Below are 24,487 nucleotides of genomic sequence, written 5' to 3' on the forward strand. Positions count from 1 at the left end.
AGGTTTAAAATTTCATGTCACAACTAAAATGGGTCTTAAATAATATGCCCAAAACAGAGGATGCCAATCTTCCGATAATGTCTGTGGAAGAAGTAACAAAAGCGAAAGCATTCCATGAGAGCTTTCCTCAGTATACTCAAACACCATTGGCTGATTTAAAGGAAATGGCTAAATTCCTTGGATTAGGAACAGTAAAGGTAAAGGATGAGTCCTACAGATTCGGTTTGAATGCATTTAAGGTTCTTGGCGGCTCATATGCTATCGCTAAGTACATAGCTGATGAGATGAATGTAGATGTATCGGAACTACCTTATTCAGTTCTTACATCCGATGAGTTTGCAAAGAAATTCAAACCTGCTACATTCTTCTCTGCTACAGATGGTAACCATGGTCGTGGAGTAGCTTGGGCAGCAAATAAGTTACATCAAAAATCAGTAATCATTATGCCAAAGGGTTCTACAGAAACCAGATTAAACAATATCAAGGCTGAAGGTGCTGATGCTTGGATTTCCGATGTAAACTATGATGAGTGCGTTCGTGAGGCTGCAAAGCTTGCTGCCGGTGTTGAGCACGGTGTTGTGGTTCAGGATACAGCTTGGGAAGGCTACGAGAAGATTCCTGCATGGATCATGCAAGGATACGGTACTATGGCTCTTGAGGCTGATGCTCAGTTTGCTGAAAGACCTACTCATGTATTTGTTCAGGCAGGTGTCGGTTCACTTGCAGGTGCAATGGTTGGTTACTTTGCAAATAAATACAAAGAGAACCCACCTGTTATGGTAGTTGTTGAGGCTGAGGCTGCAGCTTGTCTTTACAAGGGTGCAAAGGCTGCTGACGGTAATATAAGAATAGTAGATGGAGATATGGATACAATCATGGCAGGTCTTGCTTGCGGTGAGCCGAATATCACATCTTGGGATATTTTAAAGAATCATGTGACATGCTTTATAGCTGCAGATGATATAGTAGCTGCCAGAGGTATGCGTATGTTGAACGCTCCGTTAAAGGGAGATCCTCAGGTACTTTCAGGTGAGTCCGGAGCCGCTCCGTTCGGTGCTCTCGCTACTATTATGATGGATGATGAGTACAAGGAGCTTAGAGAGAAACTAAACTTAACTAAAGATTCTAAGGTATTACTTTTCTCAACTGAGGGTGACACAGATCCACAGCGTTGGAGAAATATTATCTGGGAAGCTAAGGAAAGATAAGATAGTTATATATTGAAGGAGGAACAATACAATGGGTAAATTATCAAAAGAAGAGTTGGATAAGATTAAGTCTTTAGCCGAAGGATACAAGGCTGATATGACAGCTTTCCTTCGTGCTATAGTTGCAAACCCGGGCGAGTCATCTGATGAGGCTGCTCACGTTGCTACTATCAAGGCTGAGATGGAAAAGGTAGGCTTTGACGAGGTTAAGGTGGATCCACAGGGTAATGTTATGGGATTCATGGGAAGCGGAAAGACTCTCATCGCATTTGACGGACATATCGATACAGTAGGTATCGGAAACAGAGATAACTGGAACTTCGATCCTTATGAGGGATTTGAGGACGAGGAAGAGATCGGCGGTCGTGGTGTTTCAGATCAGCTTGGCGGTACAGTTTCTGCAGTATATGCTGCAAAGATTATGAAGGATCTCGGACTTCTTAACGATAAGTATCGTGTAATGGTTGTAGGTACAGTTCAGGAAGAGGACTGTGACGGTCTTTGCTGGGAGTACATCTACCATGAGGATAAGATCAGACCTGAGTTCGTTGTATCTTCAGAGCCTACAGACGGTGGACTTTACAGAGGACAAAGAGGACGTATGGAGATCAGAATCGATGTTAAGGGTGTTTCTTGCCACGGTTCAGCTCCTGACAGAGGTGACAACGCTATCTACAAGATGGCTGATATCTTAAGAGATGTTCGTGCACTTAACAACAACGGTGACGCTGAGTCTACAGAGATCAGAGGTCTTGTAAAGATGCTCAATCCTAAGTACAACGATCAGTGGAAAGAGGCCAGATTCCTTGGTAGAGGAACTGTTACAGCTTCACAGATCTTCTTCACATCACCTTCTCGTTGCGCAGTAGCAGACTCATGTGCAGTATCTCTTGACAGAAGAATGACTGTAGGTGAGACTTGGGAGTCATGTCTTGAGGAAATCAGACAGCTTCCTGCAGTTAAGAAGTATGGCGATGATGTAGTTGTAAGCATGTACAACTATGACAGACCTTCATTTACAGGAGTTGTATATCCTATCGAGTGCTACTTCCCTACTTGGGTACTTCCTGAGGATCACAAGGTTTGTACAAGTGCTGTTGCAGCTTACAAGGATCTCTTCGGTGACAAGAGAATCGGTAATGCAAAGACTACACCTGAGCGTGAGGTAAGACCGCTTCTTGACAAGTGGACATTCTCTACAAACGGTGTTTCTATCATGGGTAGAAACGGTATCCCTGTAATCGGATTCGGTCCCGGTGCAGAGGCTCAGGCTCATGCTCCAAATGAGATCACATGGAAGAAAGACTTGGTAACTTGTGCAGCATTCTATGCAGCACTTCCTGCTTACTACTGTGACTAATCTTTACAAATTGTATTTTGATAAATTTTAATCCCGGATACACAGTTTAATCCGGGATTGTAAAAAAATGTATATTATAAAAACTAAAGCATTGCTTTTAAAAATAAGGAGTTTAAAAAAATGTCAAATTTCAAGAATTTAGTTGAAAAGTTAAAAGGCCTGAAGACACAGGATATGTTCATGAACGATTTCTTCCTTACATGGGAGAAGACAGACGACGAGCTTAACGCTGTATGGACAGTTGCTGATGCACTTCGTGATTTAAGACAGAGAAACATCTCTACAAAGGTATTTGATTCAGGTCTTGGAATATCACTCTTCCGTGATAACTCAACAAGAACAAGATTCTCTTTCGCTTCAGCTTGTAACCTTTTAGGTCTTGAGGTTCAGGATCTTGATGAGGGTAAGTCACAGATCGCTCACGGTGAGACAGTTCGTGAGACAGCTAACATGATCTCATTCATGGCTGACGTTATCGGTATCAGAGATGATATGTACATCGGTAAGGGTAATGCATATATGCATGAAGTTGCAGACTCTGTTGAGGCAGGATACAAGGACGGTGTTCTTGAGCAGAGACCTACACTTGTAAACCTTCAGTGTGATATCGATCACCCAACACAGTGTATGGCTGATGCTCTTCATGTAATCCATGAGTTTGGCGGTATTGAGAACCTTAAGGGTAAGAAGATCGCTATGAGCTGGGCTTATTCACCATCTTACGGTAAGCCTCTTTCAGTTCCACAGGGTGTTATCGGTCTTTTCACAAGACTTGGTATGGACGTTGTTTTAGCTCATCCGGAAGGTTATGAGGTAATGCCTGAGGTTGCTGAGGTTGCTAAGAAGCAGGCAGCAGAGTGTGGCGGTAAGTTCACAGTTACAAACGATATGAAGGAAGCATTCAAGGATGCAGATATCGTTTATCCTAAGTCATGGGCACCGTTTGCTGCAATGGAGAAGAGAACAAATCTTTATGCAGAGGGTGATTCAGAAGGTATCAAGGCTTTAGAGAAGGAGCTTTTAGCTCAGAACGCTAACCACAAGGATTGGGCATGTACAGAGGAAATGATGAAGCTTACAAAGGACGGTAAGGCTCTTTATCTTCACTGCTTACCTGCTGATATCACAGGTGTTTCTTGCAAGGAAGGTGAGGTTGATGCTTCAGTATTTGACAGATACAGAGATCCTCTTTACAAGGAAGCAAGCTTCAAGCCATATGTAATCGCAGCTATGATCTTACTTGAGAAGTTCAAAGATCCGGCTAAGGTTTTAGAGCAGCTTGAGGCACGTGGACAGGACAGAATCTTTTCAGAAAAATAAAGAGGCCAGTGAGTCTTAGTAAATCCGGCGGTAGATAATCTATCGCCTATACAAAGGGGGGCGGCTATTTTAGGCTGCCCCTTTATCTTTATAAACTATATCCTAACATTAAGGGGAAATTTATATGAAATTCAAAAGCAAGATTGTTATAGCTCTTGGTGGTAATGCCCTAGGTAATAATTTAAAAGAGCAGATGGTAGCTGTAAAAACTACTGCAAAGGCTATCGTAGATTTGATCGAAGATGGCCATGAGGTTCTTATCGTTCATGGAAACGGTCCACAGGTTGGTGTAATAAACAATGCCATGACAGAGTATGCGCATAATACCGACTCCGATTCAACTCCACTTTCAGTATGTGTGGCAATGAGCCAGGCTTATATCGGATATGATATACAGAACGCTCTTCGTGAGGAATTTTTAAACAGAAATCTTGAAGTTCCTCCAATAGCTACAGTTGTTACTCAGATCAGAGTAGATGAGAATGATAAAGCATTTGAAAATCCTACAAAGCCTATCGGTAAGTTCATGGGCAAGGATGAAGCTCTTGAAGCTGCAGGAAACAGAGGCTGGATCGTAAAAGAGGATGCCGGAAGAGGTTACAGAAGAGTTGTTGCTTCTCCTGCTCCACAGGAAATTATTGAGTTATCTGCTATTAAGTCAATGGCTGACAACGGACAGGTTGTAATCTGCTGCGGTGGTGGCGGAATCCCTGTAATATCAAACGGAAAGCATCTTTCAGGTGCTCCTGCAGTAATCGATAAGGATGCCGCTGCCGCTCTTCTCGCAAAGAATGTAGGCGCAGATACACTTATTATCCTTACTGCTGTAGAAAAGGTTGCCATCGGATATGGCACAGAAAATGAAAAATGGTTGGATAAGCTCAGCACAGCTGAAGCTTTAAAGTATGCTGATGACGGAGAGTTCGCTCCGGGATCAATGCTTCCAAAAGTACTTGCTGCAGTAGATTTTGCTGCTTCAGGCGAGAACAAAACAGCAATGATAACATTGCTTGAAAAAGCTAAAGATGCAATTAACGGCAAGACAGGTACAAGAATTGTAGATTGATCAGGGAGGTATTGATAATATGAGTAATTCAGCAAATGCAGGCCAGAAGCAGTATGCTTCTATATTTGAATTGGACGGTTTCCCAAAGTTTTCAGAAGCTCTTCCACTTGCACTTCAACACGTGGTTGCAATGATTGTAGGATGTATAACACCTGCTATCATCGTATCAAATGTTGCTGAGCTTTCAGGTCCGGACAGAGTGCTTATGGTTCAGGCGGCTTTGGTAGTTGCCGCATTGTCTACACTTTTACAGCTTTTCGGTATAGGTACCAAGACATTTAGAATCGGTGCAAAACTTCCTGTTATTATGGGTATAAGCTTTGCATACGTTCCTACTATGCAGGATATTGCGAAAACTTCGGGTGTAGCTTCCATACTTGGAGCTCAGATAGTCGGTGGTATTGTTGCTATATTGGTAGGTTTCTCTGTTAAGAAAATTCAGAAGCTTTTCCCACCGCTTGTAACAGGTACTGTAGTATTTACTATCGGTCTTTCACTTTACTCAGTTGCTGTAAACTATATGGCAGGCGGTCTTGGAAAAGATGACTACGGCTCTTTAAAGAACTGGGGTGTAGCAATTTTTACACTTATTATTGTTATAGTACTCAACAACTTTGCTACAGGTATCTTAAAGCTTGCTTCCATATTGGTGGCAATGATTTGCGGTTATATTCTTGCATTGGTGCTTGGTATGGTCAACTTCTCATCTGTCGCAAGTGCAGGTGTATTCTCACTGCCTCAGATACTTCACTTCGGTATAAAGTTTGACCTGGCAGCTTGTATAGCAATCGGACTTTTGTTTGCTATAAACTCTATTCAGGCTATCGGAGATTTATCAGCTACAACAAGCGGTTCTATGGACAGACTTCCTACAGGTGATGAGCTTAGAAGCGGTATCATCGGTTATGGTATCTCAAATATACTCGGTGCCGCACTTGGCGGACTTCCTACAGCTACATTCTCACAGAATGTAGGTATTGTAACAACAACAAAGGTTATAAACAGAGCAGTACTTGGACTTGCAGGTATTATAATACTTATAGCAGGTCTTATACCTAAGTTCTCTGCATTGCTTACTACTATCCCTGTTTGTGTACTCGGTGGTGCTACAATATCAGTATTTGCTTCAATAGCAATGACAGGTATCAAGCTTATCTTCACAGAGAAGATGGACTTTAGAAACACATCTATTGTCGGACTTTCAGTAGCTCTCGGTGTAGGTATATCACAGGCACAAGGTTCACTTGCCGCTTTCCCACCGGAATTTACTACTATCTTCGGAAAGAGCCCTGTAGTTGTTGCAACTATCATGGCTGTTCTATTGAATGTATTCCTTCCAAAGTCAAAGGAAGGAACAAAATAATAGCTATATTGTAATCATAGCAAAGTGAAGTTGTCTAGAAATAGATAACTTCAAAATAGGGAGTGTGAGGCTCGTTTTAGTCTCACACTCCCTAAATTTTATCTTTAGCAAGTAACTTAAACCAAGCCTACCTGTGTAGTGTCATATTCGTAGGCTCTAGTTTTTCTTTCCTCTATCTGTTGCTTTGACAAAATCTTCTATTTTAGCTACTTTTTGCCACTTATAAAATCCTTCACTCTTTTCTTTAAAACCTTTATCACAAGAATCAGTCCTCCTAGTAAATAAATGTATATATACATTTTGAATAATATTTTAAAAATATACTCAGTATTAGTTATATATGATATCCACAATAATATAAATACTATACTTTCACTAATTATAAGTATATATACTAACCAATATACTTTTTCATTCCTTGGCCATAAAAAAAATAATATGTTTGTATACTTATTAAGCTTTATTTTTTTCTTATGTTTTTCTATATCTGTTTTATCTATACTCCAACAAGCTCCATAAAGTAATATATACAATGCAAAAGTCCCTAATAATAAAGTCAATATATCCGGCATAAATTTCTCCTACTCTGTAAATCATTTGCTCTTTTTGGCTTCTTGCTTTCCACAAATTTGAGTAACTTAAGCTTCATCCCTACCAATCAATTCCATAAAACATATCTGTTGTCTTCCATTTAACCAGCTTTGTTTTGTTTCCTGATTCTATATCAACCAGATAAAAAGTTCTTCTATAAAAACTCCCACCAAAAAACGGATTGTCACCTACTGTATAAAGCATATATTTTCCATCAGGTGAGAATTTCAATTCCATAATGTTTTGATTAAATAAGCATTGATTTGCTACATGTTTCTTTTTTCTTGTATGTAAATCGTAAATGTATATTTCCGGTTCCTCATAATATGCAATCTTACTTATGTCAACCAGCATATCCATAAGTCCATCTGAATCAATAGCGTCTGTTAAATCTATGTCCAATATTCCCTTTTCTTCACTACTACCAACTTTTTTTTCGATAATAGTTCCTCTACCGGTTTTCTGATGGAATAACTTTTTACTTGTTTCTAAAAAAAGTATATCTGATTCTTCATTTATAAAATATGCATAGCATCTAAAATCACTTTTGTTAACTATTTTCATATTCCAAATATTATTTTCTTTTTCTATATAGCAAATATCTCTTTCTATATCATTCCAAAAAAATGTGTAACCTCCTTTATAATACCTAGGTATATGAATATATGTAACACCGGGCAGACTATAACTTATTTCATCCAATCCCAACTCACTGGCACATCTATTTAAATTTTCCAACTCTATAATAGGCTTAAATGTATTATCTCTCATATCAAGTTCTGCAATCCCCTGAAATCTGTCCTCCCATATTACGCCTATAATCTTTTCATAATCATCACTATAGGATAATTCCTGAAATATATAGTCGGAAATTTTTTCATATTCTCCGGTTTTAATATTGTACTTAAAAGTTCCTTTATTCCCGTCTTCAAATTCTGCTGCAAATACTATCGGTGTACTATCATCTATTTCTTTCAACATCCTATACTTGTTGTATTTATTATAAAGGCAGTATATACTACCGATTATTATCAAAAATATAAATACTTTTATTATATTTTTCTTCATAACACTCCCCTTTAGTAGTACAATCTTTACTCTTATGAATTTTGACTTCATATGGCACTAAAATATATTTATCTATTCTTACTTATAATATAATCCCTTACTCTTTTCATCAAAATTTTTATTACAAGTATCGTATCGTATATTGAACATATTCCTACATATATATTTAAAAATTTTCTAAAAATATTTATATCACCTAGGAAATAAAGAACCCAAACCACAATAAAAAGTATACTTTCACTTATAATTATGATATATACCAACCAATATAATTTTTCATTCCTATTCCATAGAAAAAACAATTTTTCAGTATATTTATTAAGTTTTATCTTTTTTTCATATTTTTCTATTTCTCTCTTATCTACTACAAAGCAAAAAATATACTGCATTATATAACATAAAAATGTAGTCAAAATTACAATAGTTAAACTTGGCATTCTTGTCTCCTCCCAAGATAGTCTTAATCCCATTTCTAATTTTGAGTAACTTAAGATTCCTCTCTACCAATCAACTCCATAAAATGTATCTCCATTTTTCCACTTATCCAATTGGATTTTATTTCCTGTCTTGCTATCTACTATGTAAAAAATTAATCTATACCCATCAGCCCAGAAAAACGGAATGTTTCCTACCGCATAAAATACATACCTCTCATTCTGTGAAAACTTTATATATACAATATCCTGCCAAAATAAGTATTGACTATTTATATTTATCTTACTATTTTTATCTATATCATAAATAGATATATTAGGTTTTTGATAGTATACAATCCTATTTGTATCATTAGATACATCCATGTTTCCGGTTGAGTTGCTAAAGTTCTTTCTTGAAGTAATTAATAATTCTTCATCTCCTAATGTTTCTAAATTGTTTTTATTTATGTTTGTTCTTTCAATCTTTTGGTTATAAATTTCATGGCGTGATTCTACAAATAACAAGTCTTTATCATTTCCTTCTTTAATAAAGTAACTATAATTTCCATGATCGGTTTTATATAACACCTCCATTTCCGGAGCATCGTTTTCTTTATAAAAATAGCAAATCACATCTCTACTATCTTTCCAAAAAAAAGTATATCCACCTTTATAAAATTTAGGCATATGGATATCAGTTACCCCTTGCATTTGATATTTGATGTCATCTAATCCTATACTTTTAGCACATTTATTTAATTCTTCTAAATCTACAATAGGCCTAAATAAATAGTGTCTAATATCCAACTCAGCTATTCCCTGAAATCTATCTTCCCATATCACACCTATAATCTTTTCATAATCGTCACTATACGATAATTCATGAAATATATAATCAGAAATTTTTTCAGCTTTACTCGTCTTTACATTATATTTAAAAGTTCCTTTATCTCCACTATTAAAATCAGCTGCAAATATTATTGGTGGTTGATTAGAGGCATTTAGAATTATCTTATAGCCGTTATATTTTTTATATCCCAAAAATACACATATAAAAGCAAAAAAACATACCACTATCTTTATTAATTTTATTCTTTTCATACTATCCCCTTAATTCGATGTTTCCAAGCCCGTCATAGCTGTAGCTTCTTGCTTTTCCCAAATTTGAGTAACTTAAACCAAGCCTACATGTGATATCATATTCATAGGCTCTTACTTTTCTCTATCTTACACATTACCAACTACCAATCAATCCCATAAAACATATCTCCAGTCCTCCATTTAACCAGCTTTGTTTTATTTCCTGATTCTATATCAACCAGATAAAAAGTTCTTCTATAAAAACTACCACCAAAAAATGGATTGTCACCTACTGTATAAAGCATATATTTTCTATCAGGTGAGAATTTCAATTCTATAATGTTTTGATTAAATAAGCATTGATTTGTTACATGTTTCTTTTTTCTTGTATTTAAATCGTAAATGTATATTTCCGGTTCCTCATAATATGCAATCTTGCTCATATCAACCGGCATATCCATAAGTCCATCTGAGTCAAGAAGATCCGGTAACTCTATATCTAATATCCCTACTTTATTATCTTCTCCTATATTTCTTTCAATAATAGTCCCTCTATCTTCATTCTTACTCATCAACGTTTCATCTGTTTCTAAAAACAATTTATTCTCCATATATTCTTCCTTTATGAAATATGAATAACATAAGAATTTACCACTATTAACAATACTAATATCCCAAGTATTTTTTACAGGTTTTATATAACATATATGTGTTGAATAATAACCCCAAAAGAATGTATATCCATCTTTATAGTATTTAGGCATACGAAGCTCTGCCTCTCCTGGAATATCATACTTAATCTCCTCCAATCCTAATTGTTTAACATACTTATTTAAATCACTAATGTTTATAATAGTCGTGAATGTGTAATCCCTCATATCAAGTTCTGCTATGCCCTGAAACCTATCTTCCCATATCACACCGATAATCTTTTCATAATCATCACTATAGGATAATTCCTGAAATATATAATCTGAAATTTTTTCATATTCTCCGGTTTTTATGTTGTACTTAAAAGTTCCTTTATTTCCGTCTTCAAATTCTGCTGCAAATACTATCGGTACACTATCATCTATTTCTTTCAACATCTGATACTTGTTATACTTATTATAAAGGCAATATATACTTCCAATTATTATCAAAAATATAAATACTTTTATTATATTTTTCTTCATAACAATTCCCCTTAATCTACTGTGATACAATCCTTGCTCTTATGTATTTCATCCCAAACTTCTTTGAAATCACCATACTTTTCATATTCCAAATATTATTTTCTTTTTCTATATAGCAAATATCTCTTTCTATATCATTCCAAAAAAATGTGTAACTTTTGTGAGGAAAACACTTTTTCTTCTATAAAATATATATTACATCCTTTTATTTTATTAAGTTCTATAAAAATCTCTATACTTTAACAAATCATAAGTTTTTGGATTTTCAAAATCGCTTTTTTTAATATTCTTATCCTCAATAAGTATAGCTATTCCAGATATCCACATTTCATCATCATCTTCATATGCTCTCCACAGTAGTCTTTCTACATAGGGTAACAAATCATTTTTATTGTAAGACACCAATAATGAAACAGTATACTCAAATGTAGGCCAATTTGCATCTTGTAATAGTTCTATTAAAAATGGTATATACTCTAATTTTCCAGTGTAACTCATCCTTTCTATAATATATAGAATATTGAACCATGAAAACTTACTTTTGTATCTCAAAGGATTAAAATAAGTTTCTGTATTATTTTCTTCTTTTTCTAATAATAATGCTAATTTGTCTAGTTTTTCCCCAGATATATTCTCATTAATGTAAATATTATATTCATATTTTTTAATTAAGTTATCAATCAATTTTGACATTACATGGTCCTCTATTATCTCTTATAGATATTGATATTGATGCTAATGTTTTTGTTAAGTAGTATGGATTCTCTTTTGCTGTTGGCCTGCTATTAATCCATTCCATCATATCCAAAGGATTTACAGGTCTTACAGAAACATGATTTGGTTTATCTATAACTGCCATTAATACTCCTGTTGCATTTCCATTTTCACGTCTATATATAACTGTTTCATTAGGTCTTTTTGTTGTTACTTGTTCTAATGCAATTACCCTAGCCTTTTCTTTCTCCTTTGCCGTACTATTTATATATGTACCAACTGCTACTCCTCCGGATACAACTAATGTTATACCTAGTATGCCTAATGCAACTAAATCCATTGGTCCAGGTGCAGGACTATCAGCTAAGGCAGCTGCTCCTGCCATTTCAGTTCCTGTTTTCAGTATATCAAATACTTGTGAATAGTTACTAGCCATTTCCGGTGTTTTTCCGTCCCTATCATATCTGTAACCTGTATAGCCGAATGGCTGTATCTGTCCCCGTGTGTTATAAGCATATTCTCCAAACTCATCATAACCATATATAACTTGACTTACTCCACCCTGCTCAAGAAGGCGAATTGTACTTCCAGGATGGTCTTAAGCCAGTCTTCACCATAGCCTATCTTTCTTTCATACTCTTTTATTCTCATCTTGTTTCCAAGCCCATCATTGCTGTAGCTTCTTGCTTTTTCTAATTTTGAGTAACCTAAACCAAGCCTACATGTAGTGTCGTATTCGTAGGCTCTTACTTCTCTCTATCTTACACATTACCAACTACCAATCAATCCCATAAAACATATCTCCGGTCTTCCATTTAACCAATTTTGTTTTATTTCCTGATTCTATATCAACCAGATAAAAGGTTCTTCTATAAAAACCACCTCCAAAGAATGGATTGTCACCTACTGTATACAGCATATATTTCCCATCAGGTGAGAATTTCAATTCCATAATTTTTTGATTAAATAAATATTGATTTGTCAAGTGTTTCTTTTTCTCAGTATTCAAATCATAAATATATATTTCCGGTTCTTCATAATATGTAATTTTGCTCATATCAACCGGCATATCCATAAGTCCACTTGGATAAGCGGCATCTTTTAAATCTATATCCAATATTCCCTTTTCTTCACTACTACCAATTTTTTTTTCGATAATAGTTCCACGCCCTATCTTTTTACTAAACAACCTTTTTTCAGTTTCCAAAAATAGTAAATCTTCTTCTTTTTTTATAAAATATGTATATCCTTGAAACCTACTGCTATTTACTATGTCCACCTTCCATTTATTATTCTCTTTTTTTATGTAAATAATATCCCCCGAATTATTCCCCCAATAACATGTATATCCATCATTGTAATATCTTGGTACATTAAGATGCACCACTCCTGGACCATCATATTTAATCTCATCCAACCCTTTTGATTTTACTAACACATTTAAGTTACTCATATCTATAATAGGTGTAAATGTATTATCCCTCATATCAAGTTCTGCTATGCCCTGAAACCTGTCCTCCCATATCACACCTATAATCTTTTCATAATCATCACTATAGGATAATTCCTGAAATATATAGTCCGAAATTTTTTCATATTCTCCGGTTATTATATTGTACTTAAAAGTTCCTTTATTCCCGTCTTCAAATTCTGCTGCAAAAATTATTGGCGTACTTACATCTATTCCTTTTAACATCTGATAATTATTATATTTATTATAAAGGCAATATATACTTCCGATTATTATCAAAAATACAAGTGCTTTTATTGCTTTTTTCTTCATAGCCATCCCCTTAATCTACTGTAGTACAATCCTTGCTCTTATGGATTTCATCCCAAACTTCTTTTAAATCACCATACTTTGCGTTTGAATATATCCACACCTTTGCATCTATTTTCCTTGTCATGTACATATATATCATATTCGGTGCTATATGACCTCCGGTATCTATTGTTATTCCTCCTGCTTGTATCCATCTTCTGGCATTCTGATCACAATTATTTAAAAATAATTTATAATCTTTTCTATCATGTCCGTCTCCATTTGTGTTTAAGATTGTTTCTTTTGCAGCAGCGGCTATTGCTTTTCCTGAATCATCTGTTATTGGAAAGTAAACACCTCTGTTGTATGTATCTATCTTATTAATATTTCTTTCTTTAATATCAAAATCATACTCCCTACTGTACTCACCCGCATTCACAATACTTCCCACATCTACTCCGTATGCATAATTCACATTTGCATCATTATAGCCCAATATGACAGTATGTACCTTATCGTAACTACCCACAAAACTATATAAATCCCCTGTGTCGTCACTCCTAAGCAACATCATTGCTGCATGTCCAAAGCCATTGGCACCTGATTCGATGTTTAAATAAAATACTCCCACATATGGAGCTCCACTCTCATTTTGTAAAGCATCGTTTTCTGCATATTTCCTTGGTTTTGGCGGATTGGCATTTGACGGATTAGCCAATGGAACTCTAGGCTTCTTTCCATCATAATCCACCAATCCAAACGGATTCCCATAACAGTACCCATACTGATCCAGGCTAAATGGCTGTTCTATACTTCCCTTTATCCAATCCTCTCCGGCAAACCTGCCAACTCCCGGTACATATTCTCTTGCCTGTGCAAAGTAGGTATCGGCTACATTATCATATCTATAGCCTGTATAACCGAATGGCTGTATCTGTCCCTGTGTGTTATAAGTATCTTCTCCAAACTCATCATAACCATATACAGCTTGACTTTCTCCACCCTGCTCAAGAAGGCGAATTGTGCTTCCAATCTCATCCTGTAGATAGGTAAACTCTTTTTCCCCTTCTTTCATATATGCAACATTAAAGTCCCAAATATAGCTTTGTATTGCCTGACTGCCTCTTTTTATGGTTTTATTTTGCAAAAGATTGTGATATGCCCTTGTTCTGTCAAGTATATAACTTTCTTCATATGACGGTGTCAGTTCTGACAAGTTTTCTTCCAGGATGGCCTTAAGCCCGTCTTCCCCATAGCCTATATTTCTTTCATACTCTTTTATTCCCATCCTGTTTCCAAGCCCGTCATAGCTGTAGCTTCTTGCTTTTCCTGATTTCGAGTAACTTAAACCAAGCCTACCTGTAGTGTCGTATTCGTAGGCTCTTACTCTCTTCCCTCTATCTGTTATTCCGATAAGATTTCCTCTTTTATCGTATTCGTATGTCTTATTTCCCTGTAATCCTCCCTCTTTTATAAGTCTGTCCAAGGCATCATAAGTATATCTTATCTCTAAATCATTACCACTTTTTAGTGATTCCCTGTTTCCATAGGCATCATAGGTATACTTACTTACAAGTCTGTCTCCTCTTTTTACTTCTATAAGTCTGCTTAGGGCATCATAACTGTAATAAAAGGTGGCTGAATCATCCCATAGTTTATGTATTATCTTTTCTTTATTATCATTTTCCTTTATTCCCTTCGAGTTTACATCCCTATGTCTTGCAATCTTTGTTTTATTCCCTAAAAGATCATAATCATAGGCATACTCTTCAAGCTTTACATTATTCTTTAAATGACAAAGACCGCTTAATAGTCCTCTTTCATTATATTCATAGATACTGCTTACTTCCTCAGACATATCCTTTCTGATAAGTCTTCCCTCTTTATCATAAGTATAATCCACTCTTTTATTTCCTGAGGTAAGGCTTGTCAGTCTTAAATATTTATCATATTCATATGATACACTGCTTCCGTCAGGATATAATGTCTTTAATCTCTCACCATTCTTTCCGTATCTATAGCTGACTTCTTCACCGTTATAATCCACTACCTTTGTGGTTCTGCCAAACTTATCACTCTCTATATTTATAAAACCGAGTGCATCCTTTACCTGGCTTAACTCTCTTAGGCTGTTATAGGCGTAATCTACACTTTTCCCGTCATTATATATAATACTTTTGATATCTCCGGCTTCTGTGTAGGAATAGGCGGTATTATAACCTTCTCTATCTTTCTTTTCTGTCACTCTTCCTAAAAGTTTATATGAAAATATAATGAATACCCACATCAATTCAAATATTCTTAAATGCTCTACTTCACCTTCATATTTGATGTCCAAAAATACAGTGGTTTTCCATTCTTATCTACTATGATATATGCCCTTTTATTACCATGTAATGAATATATGTTACTTCTATACCACCCCTTTTCACTAATATAATATGAGTAGATTTCCCAACTTTCTTTATCTAAGTAATCTTGTTCATCACTTGTGTTTTTTAAATAACTCATAACGTATCTGTACGCCAGATCATCTACTGTATCATATCTAACATGCTGTATTCCACTATATCCAAACTTACATAATGTACTGTTTTTAACAAAGGCATCTTTTCCAATAGGTTCGTCACTTAGCACCTCAAAAGAAATTATATAATGTGAATTTTTTAAATATTCATATTCAAACTCCATATTTTCTTTCATATTCCCAATATTTGGTGCAACGTAGTAATGTGTATTTCCTATTACAACCGCATTAACACCTTTTTCATATGAATACATTTTATCTACAATACCTATAGATTTTATTACTGACATTTCTTTCAAATCTTTTTTTAAATCAACTGTCCGTTTTAAGTGCTTTATCATCGGCATAATAATTGATAGACATATAATAGCAGACATACCTATAGAAAATAAAAAGGACATCGTTAACCTGATTTTCTTTATATATTCTTTTTCTTTCAATTTTTGTCTTCTAACCACACAAATACATGCCACTATTATCAATGCAATAACTACAACAATATCACAAAAAAAATTTGTATTTAATATACTATTTCTCTCTATTAAAAAATTTATATTTTCTTTCATTATAAAACACCTACAAAAAATATTATAGCCTTACTTAATATACCTGTGTACAATAAGGATTACTTTTTTGCGGAACATCTCCTGTATCATGGAAATAACTACCATGAATCCAATTTTGAGTATCTAACTCATAATAAGTTTTGCTATATCCCAAACTCATCTGAAACTTTGAAATAGCTAACTTCGAAACAGATGTAACCTTTTCTCCTGTTCTTGCACTAACTCCTGTTGCTGTAATTTTTCCACCTTTTAATATATTATATGTATATAGTGCATCGAATTCTCCTTTAAAATCTACAGGTTCATAAACATTACGTACAACCCCAAGTGATATAGTCGTATCAACTACCGGATTTCCATAGCTAATATTAGCTGCAAATCCCCCATAATCATATCTGTAACCGGTATACCCGAATGGCTGCAAATGTCCCTGTGTGCCATAGGTATCCTCTTCATATTCTTTAAAGCCTATCCTGTTTCCAAGCCCGTCATAGCTGTAGCTTCTTGCTTTTCCTGATTTTGAGTAAATTAAGCCAAGCCTACCTGTGATATCATATTTTTAGGCTCTTACTCTCTTTCCTCTATCGCTTATGCCGATAAGATTTCCTCTTTTATCGTATTCATATGCCCAATTTCTCCAAATACCATAGGCATACTTCTCAAGCTTTACACCTTCCTTTAAATTGCAAAGTCCGATTAATAGTACTCTTTTATTATATCAATAGATATTACATACCTCATTGAAATATACTATCTATACTACATTATCCTTAGGTTTATCTACTCTTACCACTTATAAAATCTTTTATTCTTTTTTTTAGAATTATTATACAAAGAATAACCATTCCGGATAAATATATTCGTATGTATAAATTAATTAATATTTTATATAAAAACACTATATTTAAGAGGTATGCTATCCACACTAATATAAATGCGACACTTTCTATAATTAATATTATATATATTAGTCAATATACTTTTTCATTCCTTGGCCACAAAAAAAATAATATGCTTGTATACTTATTAAGCTTTATTTTTTTCTTATATTTTTCTATATCAGTTTTATCTGTTCCCCAACAGACACCATACATTAGTATATACAATGCAAAAGTCCCTAATAATAAAGTCAATATATCCAGCATAAATTTCTCCTATTCTGTAAAGCATTTACCTTTTTAGTGGCTGAATTTATATATTTTTTAAGCTTATCTTTCAGTTCTTCATCCGAAATATTTCTGTTTTGTTTTTATAAATTTTTTTTTATTTCTTTCATTGATATATCTGAAAACCATGATAGCATTGTAGTTAACAAATTCGTTCTTATGCTTGCAACGGTCATTTCCCAAATAAATTCTGTATACTGCCACTTATCTACATCAACCATATTCTCTCCCACTGCTTCACCCATATATGCACCTCCTTGTACAGCCTTTGCCAAAGCAATATTATATAATCCGTTATCAATTATTTTACTAATTTCTTTCAATTCTTGTACTTCTTTTTGCACCACTGGCTACCGCAGAAATACCCCATACAGCACTTGAGATTACTCCAGCTACTATAATATATCCTATTCCTACACCTACTGTACGTCCTGATATAGTTGTATCTACAATTGCATTATTCCAATTAATGCTCCTTTTTGTGCCTTCCTTTAAATTGCCAAGTCCGCTCTTATTATAACCATAGATATTACATACCTCATTGATATTTACTGCATTTTACTACTTTTTAGGTTTATCTACTTTTACCACTTATAAAATCTTTTATTCTTTTTTTTAGAATTATTATACCAAGAATAACAATTCCGGATAAATATATTCGTATGTATAAATTAATTAATATTTTATATAAAAACACTATATTTAAGAGGTATGCTATCCACACTAATATAAATGCTACACTTTCAGTAATTATTATTATATATACTAGCCAATATACTTTTTCATTCCTTGGCCACAAAAAAAATAATATGCTTGTATACTTATTAAGCTTTATTTTTTTCTTATATTTTTCTATATCAGTTTTATCTGTTCCCCAACAGACACCATAAATTAGTATATACAATGCAAAAGTCCCTAATAATAAAGTCAATATATCCAGCATAAATTTCTCCTATTCTGTAAAGCATTTACCTTTTTAGTGGCTGAATTTATATATTTTTTAAGCTTATCTTTCAGTTCTTCATCCGAAATATTTCTGTTTTGTTTTTATAAATTTTTTTTTATTTCTTTCATTGATATATCTGAAAACCATGATAGCATTGTAGTTAACAAATTCGTTCTTATGCTTGCAACGGTCATTTCCCAAATAAATTCTGTATACTGCCACTTATCTACATCAACCATATTCTCTCCCACTGCTTCACCCATATATGCACCTCCTTGTACAGCCTTTGCCAAAGCAATATTATATAATCCGTTATCAATTATTTTACTAATTTCTTTCAATTCTTGTACTTCTTTTTGCACCACTGGCTACCGCAGAAATACCCCATACAGCACTTGAGATTACTCCAGCTACTATAATATATCCTATTCCTACACCTACTGTACGTCCTGATATAGTTGTATCTACAATTGCATTATTCCAATTAATGCTCCTTTTTGTGCCTTCCTTTAAATTGCCAAGTCCGCTCTTATTATAACCATAGATATTACATACCTCATTGATATTTACTGCATTTTACTACTTTTTAGGTTTATCTACTTTTACCACTTATAAAATCTTTTATTCTTTTTTTTAGAATTATTATACCAAGAATAACAATTCCGGATAAATATATTCGTATGTATAAATTAATTAATATTTTATATAAAAACACTATATTTAAGAGGTATGCTATCCACACTAATATAAATGCTACACTTTCAGTAATTATTATTATATATACTAGCCAATATACTTTTTCATTCCTTGGCCACAAAAAAAATAATATGCTTGTATACTTATTAAGCTTTATTTTTTTCTTATATTTTTCTATATCAGTTTTATCTGTTCCCCAACAGACACCATAAAGTAGTATATATCCTAAAAAAGTCACTATTGCTGTAGTACAGACATTCGACATAATATCCTCCTATTCTGCAAAGCATTTTCCAACTTTGGTCGATCTATTTATATATCTTTCAAATTTTTCCCTCAATTCCTCATCAGACATATTATTGTTTTGTTTTTTATAAATTTTATCTTTGGCAAATTTCATTACTATATCTGATAATATAGATTTAGCTGTCGCTAAGACATTTGTTTTTAAGCTTGCTAATGTCATCTTCTGTACAAAATCTGTATACTGCCACTTGCCTACATCAACCATATTCTCTCCCGGTGCATCACCCATATATGCACTTCCTTGTACAGCCTTTGCCAAAGCAATATTATATAATCCATTATCAATTATTTTACTAATTTCTTTCAATTCTTGTACTTCTTTTTGCATTGTTCCACCGGCTGCCGCAGAAATACCCCAAACAACACTTGAGATTGCTCCATCAACGAAATGCTCCTGCAAGCTTTTACTTTTAAATTCACCATTAGCAGCAACCTTTGTAACATAATTACCTGCTCCAACGGACATTCCTCCGGCTACTAAATATCCTATTCCTACACCTGTACCTGCTATTGCTCCTACTGCAAGTCCTGATGTAGTATCTACAATTACATTATTCCAATTAATATTCTTTTGGTTACCTTTTGCTATTTCTATTTCTTCTGAAATGAGTCCACCGGCAAATCCAAATACTGCTCCTATACCTGCACCAATAAGTATAGTCGGTGTTTTTCCATCTAAATCAACAAACTTCTCAGGGTTCCCCAAGCAATACCCATACTGATTCAATGAAGTGGGATAATAAATCTCTCCCTTTATCCAATCCTCTCCTGCAAACCTGCCAACTCCAGGCACGTACTCTCTCGCCTGTGCAAAGTAGGTATCAGCTACATTATCATATCTATAGCCTGTATACCCGAATGGCTGTATCTGTCCCTGTGTATTATAAGTATCTTCTCCAAAATCATCATAGCCATATACAGCTTGACTTTCTCCACCCTGCTCAAGAAGGCGAATTGTACTTCCAAGCTCATCCTGTAGATAGGTAAACTCTTTTTCCCCTTCTTCCATATATGCAACATTAAAGTCCCATATATAGCTTTGTATTGCCTGACTGCCTCTTTTTATCGTTTTATTTTGCAAAAGGTTATGATATGCCCTTGTTCTGTCAAGTATATAGCTTTCTTCATATGACGGTGTCAGTTCTGACAAGTTTTCTTCCAGAATGCTCTTAAGCCCGTCTTCACCATAGCCTATCTCCCTTTCATACTCTTTTATTCCCATCCTGTTTCCAAGCCCGTCATAGCTGTAGCTTCTTGCTTTTCCTGATTTCGAGTAACTTAAACCAAGCCTACCTGTAGTGTCGTATTCGTAGACTCTTACTCTCTTCCCTCTATCTGTTATTCCGATAAGATTTCCTCTTTTATCGTATTCGTATGTCTTATTTCCCTGTAATCCTCCCTCTTTTATAAGTCTGTCCAAGGCGTCATAAGTATATCTTATCTCTAAATCATTACCACTTTTTAGTGATTCCCTGTTTCCATAGGCATCATAGGTATACTTACTTACAAGTCTGTCTCCTCTTTTTACTTCTATAAGTCTGCTTAGGGCATCATAACTGTAATAAAAGGTGGATGAATCATCCCATAGTTTATGTATTATCTTTTCTTTATTATCATTTTCCTTTATTCCCTTCGAGTTTACATCCCTATGTCTTACAATCTTTGTTTTATTCCCTAAAAGATCATAATCATAGGCATACTCTTCAAGCTTTACATTATTCTTTAAATGACAAAGACCGCTTAAGAGTCCTCTTTCATTATATTCATAGATACTGCTTATATCATCAGACATATCCTTTCTGATAAGTCTTCCTTCTTTGTCATAAGTATAATCCACCCTTTTATTTCCTGAGGTAAGGCTTGTCAGTCTTAAATATTTATCGTATTCATATGATACACTGCTTCCGTCAGGATATAATGTCTTTAATCTCTCACCATACCTTCCGTATCTATAACTTACTTCTTCACCGTTATAATCCACTACCTTTGTAGTTCTACCAAACTTATCACTATCTATATTTATAGTACCGATTACATCCTTTACCTGACTTAACTGTCTTAAGCTGTTGTAGGTGTACTCTACACTTTTTCCGTCATTGTATATAATACTTTTGATATCTCCGGCTTCCGTGTAGGAATAGGCGGTATTATAACCTTCTCTGTCTTTCTTTTCTGTCACTCTTCCTAAAAGATCATATGAAAATGTCTCTTCATATCCAAGTGCATTTATAACAGACACTATATTTCCCATAAGATCTCTTTTGTATCTTGTAACCCTTGGGATACTTACTGCATCTATAGGTTCTTTTAGGGAAGTATTTGCCGATTCAACACCTGATATAAGTTCTTTATCACCTTCATGTCTATATACGGTAATTAACCTGCCCACCTTATCATAATTGTATTCCGTTCTGTTTCCCATGGCATCTATTACTGATATCAGTTTTCCTCCAAGAGAATAATTGTATTTTGTCATATGTCCCATGGCATCCGTTTCTTTTATTACATTTCCCATGGCATCATATTCAAAGCTTTGTTTTTGTGAAAAGTTATTCTTTGCCTCTATAAGTCTGTTCAGCTTGTCATAGGTAAATAAAACATAATCTCCCTTTTCATTCTCCCTTTTTACTACATTCAAATTTTTATCATATGTGAATATTTCATATCTTTTATCAGGATATGTTTTTCTTTGTAGAAGACCACCTTTATAATAGTCATAAAGAGTTTCCAATTCCCCCGACTTTATCTTTTTTATTTTTCCAAGTTCATTGTATTCATATTCTCTTGTAAAACCGTACACATCTGTTTCAAGTATTATCCTTCCCAAAATATCATACTTTATTTTATGTGTTCCAAGATTATTTGTTATATTCAGGCTATGTTTTCCATACTCATACTCTGTTTCCTCTCCGGATTTATCTCTGTAAGATATAAGTCTGTTTCTTTCATCATATGAATACTCTTCAATATTTCCCAAAGGATCGATTATCTTTATCAGATTTCCGTTTGCATCATAGTGATACTTATACTCACCCTTATTTTGCAAAGTCTTTTTTTCTACCAGATTTATTGCATTATAACTATACTCTACCTCTCCTCCGTCAGGATATACTTCCTTTATAAGGTTTTGGCAAAGATCATACTCCATTCTGTAAATCTCACCGTCAGGCAGGGTAAAATCATTTATATTATTTAACTCATTATAGTTTATCTTTGTTATACCGCCTCTAAAGTCTTCAAATAAAGACAGTTTCCCATTCTCTGTATAGCTATATCTACAGGTATTTCCTAAGGCATCCTTTACAGCGGTCAATAAGTCTCTCTCATCATAGTAAAACCCTGTTTTATTACCTTCTCCGTCAATGCTTGCAATCACACGATTAAGGTTATCATACTCATAAGTGGTTACTTTACCGTTTTCTTCTTCGATACCGGATATATTCCCTCTGTTATCATAGTAAACTTTTCTTTTGGAATTGTCAGGCAAAGTTATTATAAGGCTTTCTGTGTTGCCAGCTTTGCTGTAATCAAGCTTTGTACCTTCTCCTAAAGCATTTTTACTTTCTATGATTCTTCCTTTATCATCATAGAAATACTTTTCAATCTCTTCACCGTTTATATAATGGACTGCTGCATTCCCTTCTCTGTCATAGTCTATACCTTCGCTTTGATTGTCAGGAAAAGTAACCTTTGTAAGTTTTCCTTCCTTATCATACTCATAGGATGTTATATTTCCTTTTTTATCCTTATATGAGGTCAACAGATTTCTTGTATCATAAGTAAAGCTTTCCGACTCACCTGCGTACTCACTTTCTATATTTCTGAAATTCTCATCATGTATATGTACCTCTGCGTTTCCATTCTGATTTATGACAAAGGTCTTACTTTCCTCACTTTTATACTCATATCTTATTATTCCTCCGTCGGCAAATTTTTGTATCTTTACCCTGTTTTCACCGTCGTAAAGGTTTTTAAGGACATAGATTCCCCTTGGATTTTTTATCTTTTCCAAAAGTTCATCTTTATAGTAATAGCTGTATGTAAGTTTTCCCTCATGGTATACTTTTCCAAGTTGATTTCCTTCATACCTGTACTCTACTTTTCTTCCGGTATGATCTTTTATCTCACTTAATTTTCCGAAGTCATTGTAGTAAAGGGCTATTTTACTTCCACTTTTTTCGGATACTTCTATCAGTCTGCCTTTTGCATCATAAGAAAGATAGACCTCCTCGCCATCCTTTCTTTCTATACGCAAAAGCTTCCCCTCTTTATCAAAAAGGTATATAAGTCCGCTTTCAGCATTGTAAATAAATCCTGTTTGCGTTTGCTTTAAACGATTGAAATCATCAAAAACAGAATGTATTCGTTCTTCTTCATCCACAAAATATGCTTCATCCTGTCCGTCGGATAAATGTAATATATATCCGTTTGCTTCACGACTTATAGATATTTCATAGCTGTGTCTCCAACCTTTTCCCAGTACTCCCGTTCTTTTTTCACTACTGTTATAAGACCTTATAAAACCTACAGGAAATTTTGATCTGAGCACAATATCTTCTTTACTATATGTAAAGTTTCCGGTATTTGCATTTACCGGATCTCCCGTCATGGCACATAATGCACCCCTTGCCCCCTTTAAAAAATCTTCCATACTGTTGTTTTTCATAAGATCTTTTAAAAGTTCATTCCATGAGGCAAAGGCAGGACCGTTCTTTTCAAGCATCTTTGAAATGATTTTATAGATTTCTTCCTTTAGCTGTACATCACTAAGTTCTAAAACCGCCGGCACTGCATTATTTCTTACACGATTTAACGCACCCGTATAAACCGCACTGTAACTTCCATCCTGATTTTTGATTATCTTTACTCCTGCACAGGCTGCCAAACTTCCCATAAGTTTTAACATAAGCTTGTCTTTCTCACTTGGCACTCCTGCCGTGACAGGCATTGCACCAAGCATCATTGGAAGCAGTCTTTCAAAGTCCTTTGACATATCCTTATAAGGCTCTTTTAATTCTTCATATGTCCTTGATTTTTTCCCCTTAAGCAATACTTTATCAGCTGATATATTTACATCACTTTTTAACTTTATGGAACTTCCCTTTACTTTTTTCATTAGACACTACCTCCTCCTATGGATGATTACTTTTTTAGTGC

At 34.5% G+C, this 24,487-nt stretch carries 22 protein-coding genes; 5 read left to right on the plus strand and 17 right to left on the minus strand.

Annotated features, from left to right (window positions below; all coding sequences use genetic code 11):
* The first annotated feature begins 14 nt into the window (after nt 1-14).
* The 5 genes from dpaL (at nt 15) to EHV10_RS03240 (ending at nt 6,317) form a co-directional block, all read left to right on the plus strand.
* Complete coding sequence (gene dpaL / locus EHV10_RS03220; RefSeq protein WP_128673383.1) at nt 15-1,208, plus strand: diaminopropionate ammonia-lyase; 1,194 nt, start codon at nt 15-17, stop codon at nt 1,206-1,208.
* A gap of 31 nt (nt 1,209-1,239) precedes the next feature.
* A complete protein-coding gene (locus EHV10_RS03225) occupies nt 1,240-2,568 on the plus strand; it encodes a YgeY family selenium metabolism-linked hydrolase (protein WP_128673384.1) in 1,329 nt (442 codons plus the stop codon).
* A 120-nt stretch (nt 2,569-2,688) separates the two neighbouring features.
* The gene (ygeW, locus tag EHV10_RS03230; protein ID WP_128673385.1) at nt 2,689-3,888 is read left to right on the plus strand and encodes a knotted carbamoyltransferase YgeW; all 1,200 of its coding nucleotides are present in this window, start codon (nt 2,689-2,691) and stop codon (nt 3,886-3,888) included.
* Between the two features lie 124 nt (nt 3,889-4,012).
* Nucleotides 4,013-4,954, plus strand: coding sequence for a carbamate kinase (gene arcC / locus EHV10_RS03235; protein WP_007595641.1), 942 nt, complete (start codon nt 4,013-4,015; stop codon nt 4,952-4,954).
* A gap of 19 nt (nt 4,955-4,973) precedes the next feature.
* The gene (locus EHV10_RS03240; RefSeq protein WP_128673386.1) at nt 4,974-6,317 is read left to right on the plus strand and encodes a uracil-xanthine permease family protein; all 1,344 of its coding nucleotides are present in this window, start codon (nt 4,974-4,976) and stop codon (nt 6,315-6,317) included.
* 206 nt (nt 6,318-6,523) lie between these two features.
* Here EHV10_RS03240 and EHV10_RS03245 read toward each other — a convergent pair whose 3' ends face one another.
* From EHV10_RS03245 to EHV10_RS03330, 17 genes are all read right to left on the minus strand, one after another.
* Complete coding sequence (locus EHV10_RS03245; RefSeq protein WP_128673387.1) at nt 6,524-6,889, minus strand: hypothetical protein; 366 nt, start codon at nt 6,887-6,889, stop codon at nt 6,524-6,526.
* A gap of 79 nt (nt 6,890-6,968) precedes the next feature.
* On the minus strand, nt 6,969-7,976 hold the full coding sequence (locus tag EHV10_RS03250; RefSeq protein ID WP_128673388.1) for a hypothetical protein: 1,008 nt from the start codon (nt 7,974-7,976) through the stop codon (nt 6,969-6,971).
* Between the two features lie 68 nt (nt 7,977-8,044).
* The gene (locus EHV10_RS03255; RefSeq protein WP_128673389.1) at nt 8,045-8,413 is read right to left on the minus strand and encodes a hypothetical protein; all 369 of its coding nucleotides are present in this window, start codon (nt 8,411-8,413) and stop codon (nt 8,045-8,047) included.
* 63 nt (nt 8,414-8,476) lie between these two features.
* Nucleotides 8,477-9,493, minus strand: a complete 1,017-nt coding sequence (locus tag EHV10_RS03260) for a hypothetical protein (protein ID WP_128673390.1) — start codon at nt 9,491-9,493, stop codon at nt 8,477-8,479.
* 140 nt (nt 9,494-9,633) lie between these two features.
* Nucleotides 9,634-10,647: a hypothetical protein gene (locus tag EHV10_RS03265; protein ID WP_128673391.1), complete on the minus strand. Its 1,014-nt coding sequence runs from the start codon at nt 10,645-10,647 to the stop codon at nt 9,634-9,636.
* A gap of 213 nt (nt 10,648-10,860) precedes the next feature.
* Nucleotides 10,861-11,340 carry a DUF5071 domain-containing protein gene (locus EHV10_RS03270; protein WP_128673392.1) on the minus strand — a complete coding sequence of 160 codons (480 nt, stop codon included), beginning with the start codon at nt 11,338-11,340 and terminating at the stop codon, nt 10,861-10,863.
* Nucleotides 11,324-11,797, minus strand: coding sequence for a hypothetical protein (locus tag EHV10_RS14850; protein WP_243116047.1), 474 nt, complete (start codon nt 11,795-11,797; stop codon nt 11,324-11,326). Before EHV10_RS14850 ends, EHV10_RS03270 begins: the two co-directional genes overlap by 17 nt.
* 339 nt (nt 11,798-12,136) lie before the next feature.
* Entirely contained in the window at nt 12,137-13,144 is a 1,008-nt protein-coding gene (locus EHV10_RS03285; RefSeq protein ID WP_128673393.1) for a hypothetical protein, read from the minus strand.
* Nucleotides 13,145-13,154: 10 nt separating this feature from the next.
* The gene (locus EHV10_RS03290) at nt 13,155-15,368 is read right to left on the minus strand and encodes an RHS repeat-associated core domain-containing protein (protein WP_243116048.1); all 2,214 of its coding nucleotides are present in this window, start codon (nt 15,366-15,368) and stop codon (nt 13,155-13,157) included.
* 65 nt (nt 15,369-15,433) lie between these two features.
* On the minus strand, nt 15,434-16,216 hold the full coding sequence (locus tag EHV10_RS03295; RefSeq protein WP_128673394.1) for a hypothetical protein: 783 nt from the start codon (nt 16,214-16,216) through the stop codon (nt 15,434-15,436).
* A 34-nt stretch (nt 16,217-16,250) separates the two neighbouring features.
* A complete protein-coding gene (locus EHV10_RS14855) occupies nt 16,251-16,640 on the minus strand; it encodes a hypothetical protein (protein ID WP_243116049.1) in 390 nt (129 codons plus the stop codon).
* 547 nt (nt 16,641-17,187) lie between these two features.
* Entirely contained in the window at nt 17,188-17,361 is a 174-nt protein-coding gene (locus tag EHV10_RS14865) for a hypothetical protein (protein ID WP_243116050.1), read from the minus strand.
* 104 nt (nt 17,362-17,465) lie between these two features.
* Complete coding sequence (locus EHV10_RS03310; protein ID WP_128673395.1) at nt 17,466-17,705, minus strand: hypothetical protein; 240 nt, start codon at nt 17,703-17,705, stop codon at nt 17,466-17,468.
* Nucleotides 17,706-17,956: 251 nt separating this feature from the next.
* A complete protein-coding gene (locus EHV10_RS03315) occupies nt 17,957-18,325 on the minus strand; it encodes a hypothetical protein (protein WP_128673396.1) in 369 nt (122 codons plus the stop codon).
* Nucleotides 18,326-18,429: 104 nt separating this feature from the next.
* Nucleotides 18,430-18,669 (minus strand): hypothetical protein, encoded by a 240-nt coding sequence (locus tag EHV10_RS03320; RefSeq protein ID WP_128673395.1) that lies wholly within the window; start codon nt 18,667-18,669, stop codon nt 18,430-18,432.
* 251 nt (nt 18,670-18,920) lie between these two features.
* Nucleotides 18,921-19,289 carry a hypothetical protein gene (locus EHV10_RS03325; protein WP_128673397.1) on the minus strand — a complete coding sequence of 123 codons (369 nt, stop codon included), beginning with the start codon at nt 19,287-19,289 and terminating at the stop codon, nt 18,921-18,923.
* Nucleotides 19,290-19,298: 9 nt separating this feature from the next.
* Nucleotides 19,299-24,446, minus strand: coding sequence for a DUF6531 domain-containing protein (locus tag EHV10_RS03330; protein WP_243116051.1), 5,148 nt, complete (start codon nt 24,444-24,446; stop codon nt 19,299-19,301).
* Nucleotides 24,447-24,487: the final 41 nt, after the last annotated feature.

The sequence above is a fragment of the Lachnoanaerobaculum gingivalis genome (genome assembly GCF_003862475.1).
GTDB classification, from domain to species: domain Bacteria; phylum Bacillota; class Clostridia; order Lachnospirales; family Lachnospiraceae; genus Lachnoanaerobaculum; species Lachnoanaerobaculum gingivalis.

What these genes read in the sequence shown, in the direction of transcription:
- EHV10_RS03240 (WP_128673386.1), top strand. Translation starts at nt 4,974, where the DNA reads ATGAGTAATTCAGCAAATGCAGGCCAGAAGCAGTATGCTTCTATATTT.
- EHV10_RS03325 (WP_128673397.1), bottom strand. Translation starts at nt 19,289, where the DNA reads ATGTCGAATGTCTGTACTACAGCAATAGTGACTTTTTTAGGATATATA.
- EHV10_RS03315 (WP_128673396.1), bottom strand. Translation starts at nt 18,325, where the DNA reads ATGCTGGATATATTGACTTTATTATTAGGGACTTTTGCATTGTATATA.
- EHV10_RS03225 (WP_128673384.1), top strand. Translation starts at nt 1,240, where the DNA reads ATGGGTAAATTATCAAAAGAAGAGTTGGATAAGATTAAGTCTTTAGCC.
- EHV10_RS03330 (WP_243116051.1), bottom strand. Translation starts at nt 24,446, where the DNA reads ATGAAAAAAGTAAAGGGAAGTTCCATAAAGTTAAAAAGTGATGTAAAT.
- EHV10_RS03255 (WP_128673389.1), bottom strand. Translation starts at nt 8,413, where the DNA reads ATGCCAAGTTTAACTATTGTAATTTTGACTACATTTTTATGTTATATA.
- EHV10_RS03270 (WP_128673392.1), bottom strand. Translation starts at nt 11,340, where the DNA reads ATGTCAAAATTGATTGATAACTTAATTAAAAAATATGAATATAATATT.
- EHV10_RS03295 (WP_128673394.1), bottom strand. Translation starts at nt 16,216, where the DNA reads ATGAAAGAAAATATAAATTTTTTAATAGAGAGAAATAGTATATTAAAT.
- EHV10_RS03250 (WP_128673388.1), bottom strand. Translation starts at nt 7,976, where the DNA reads ATGAAGAAAAATATAATAAAAGTATTTATATTTTTGATAATAATCGGT.
- EHV10_RS14850 (WP_243116047.1), bottom strand. Translation starts at nt 11,797, where the DNA reads ATGGCTAGTAACTATTCACAAGTATTTGATATACTGAAAACAGGAACT.
- ygeW (WP_128673385.1), top strand. Translation starts at nt 2,689, where the DNA reads ATGTCAAATTTCAAGAATTTAGTTGAAAAGTTAAAAGGCCTGAAGACA.
- EHV10_RS03265 (WP_128673391.1), bottom strand. Translation starts at nt 10,647, where the DNA reads ATGAAGAAAAATATAATAAAAGTATTTATATTTTTGATAATAATTGGA.
- EHV10_RS03245 (WP_128673387.1), bottom strand. Translation starts at nt 6,889, where the DNA reads ATGCCGGATATATTGACTTTATTATTAGGGACTTTTGCATTGTATATA.
- dpaL (WP_128673383.1), top strand. Translation starts at nt 15, where the DNA reads ATGTCACAACTAAAATGGGTCTTAAATAATATGCCCAAAACAGAGGAT.
- EHV10_RS14865 (WP_243116050.1), bottom strand. Translation starts at nt 17,361, where the DNA reads ATGCTGGATATATTGACTTTATTATTAGGGACTTTTGCATTGTATATA.
- EHV10_RS03285 (WP_128673393.1), bottom strand. Translation starts at nt 13,144, where the DNA reads ATGAAGAAAAAAGCAATAAAAGCACTTGTATTTTTGATAATAATCGGA.
- EHV10_RS03260 (WP_128673390.1), bottom strand. Translation starts at nt 9,493, where the DNA reads ATGAAAAGAATAAAATTAATAAAGATAGTGGTATGTTTTTTTGCTTTT.
- arcC (WP_007595641.1), top strand. Translation starts at nt 4,013, where the DNA reads ATGAAATTCAAAAGCAAGATTGTTATAGCTCTTGGTGGTAATGCCCTA.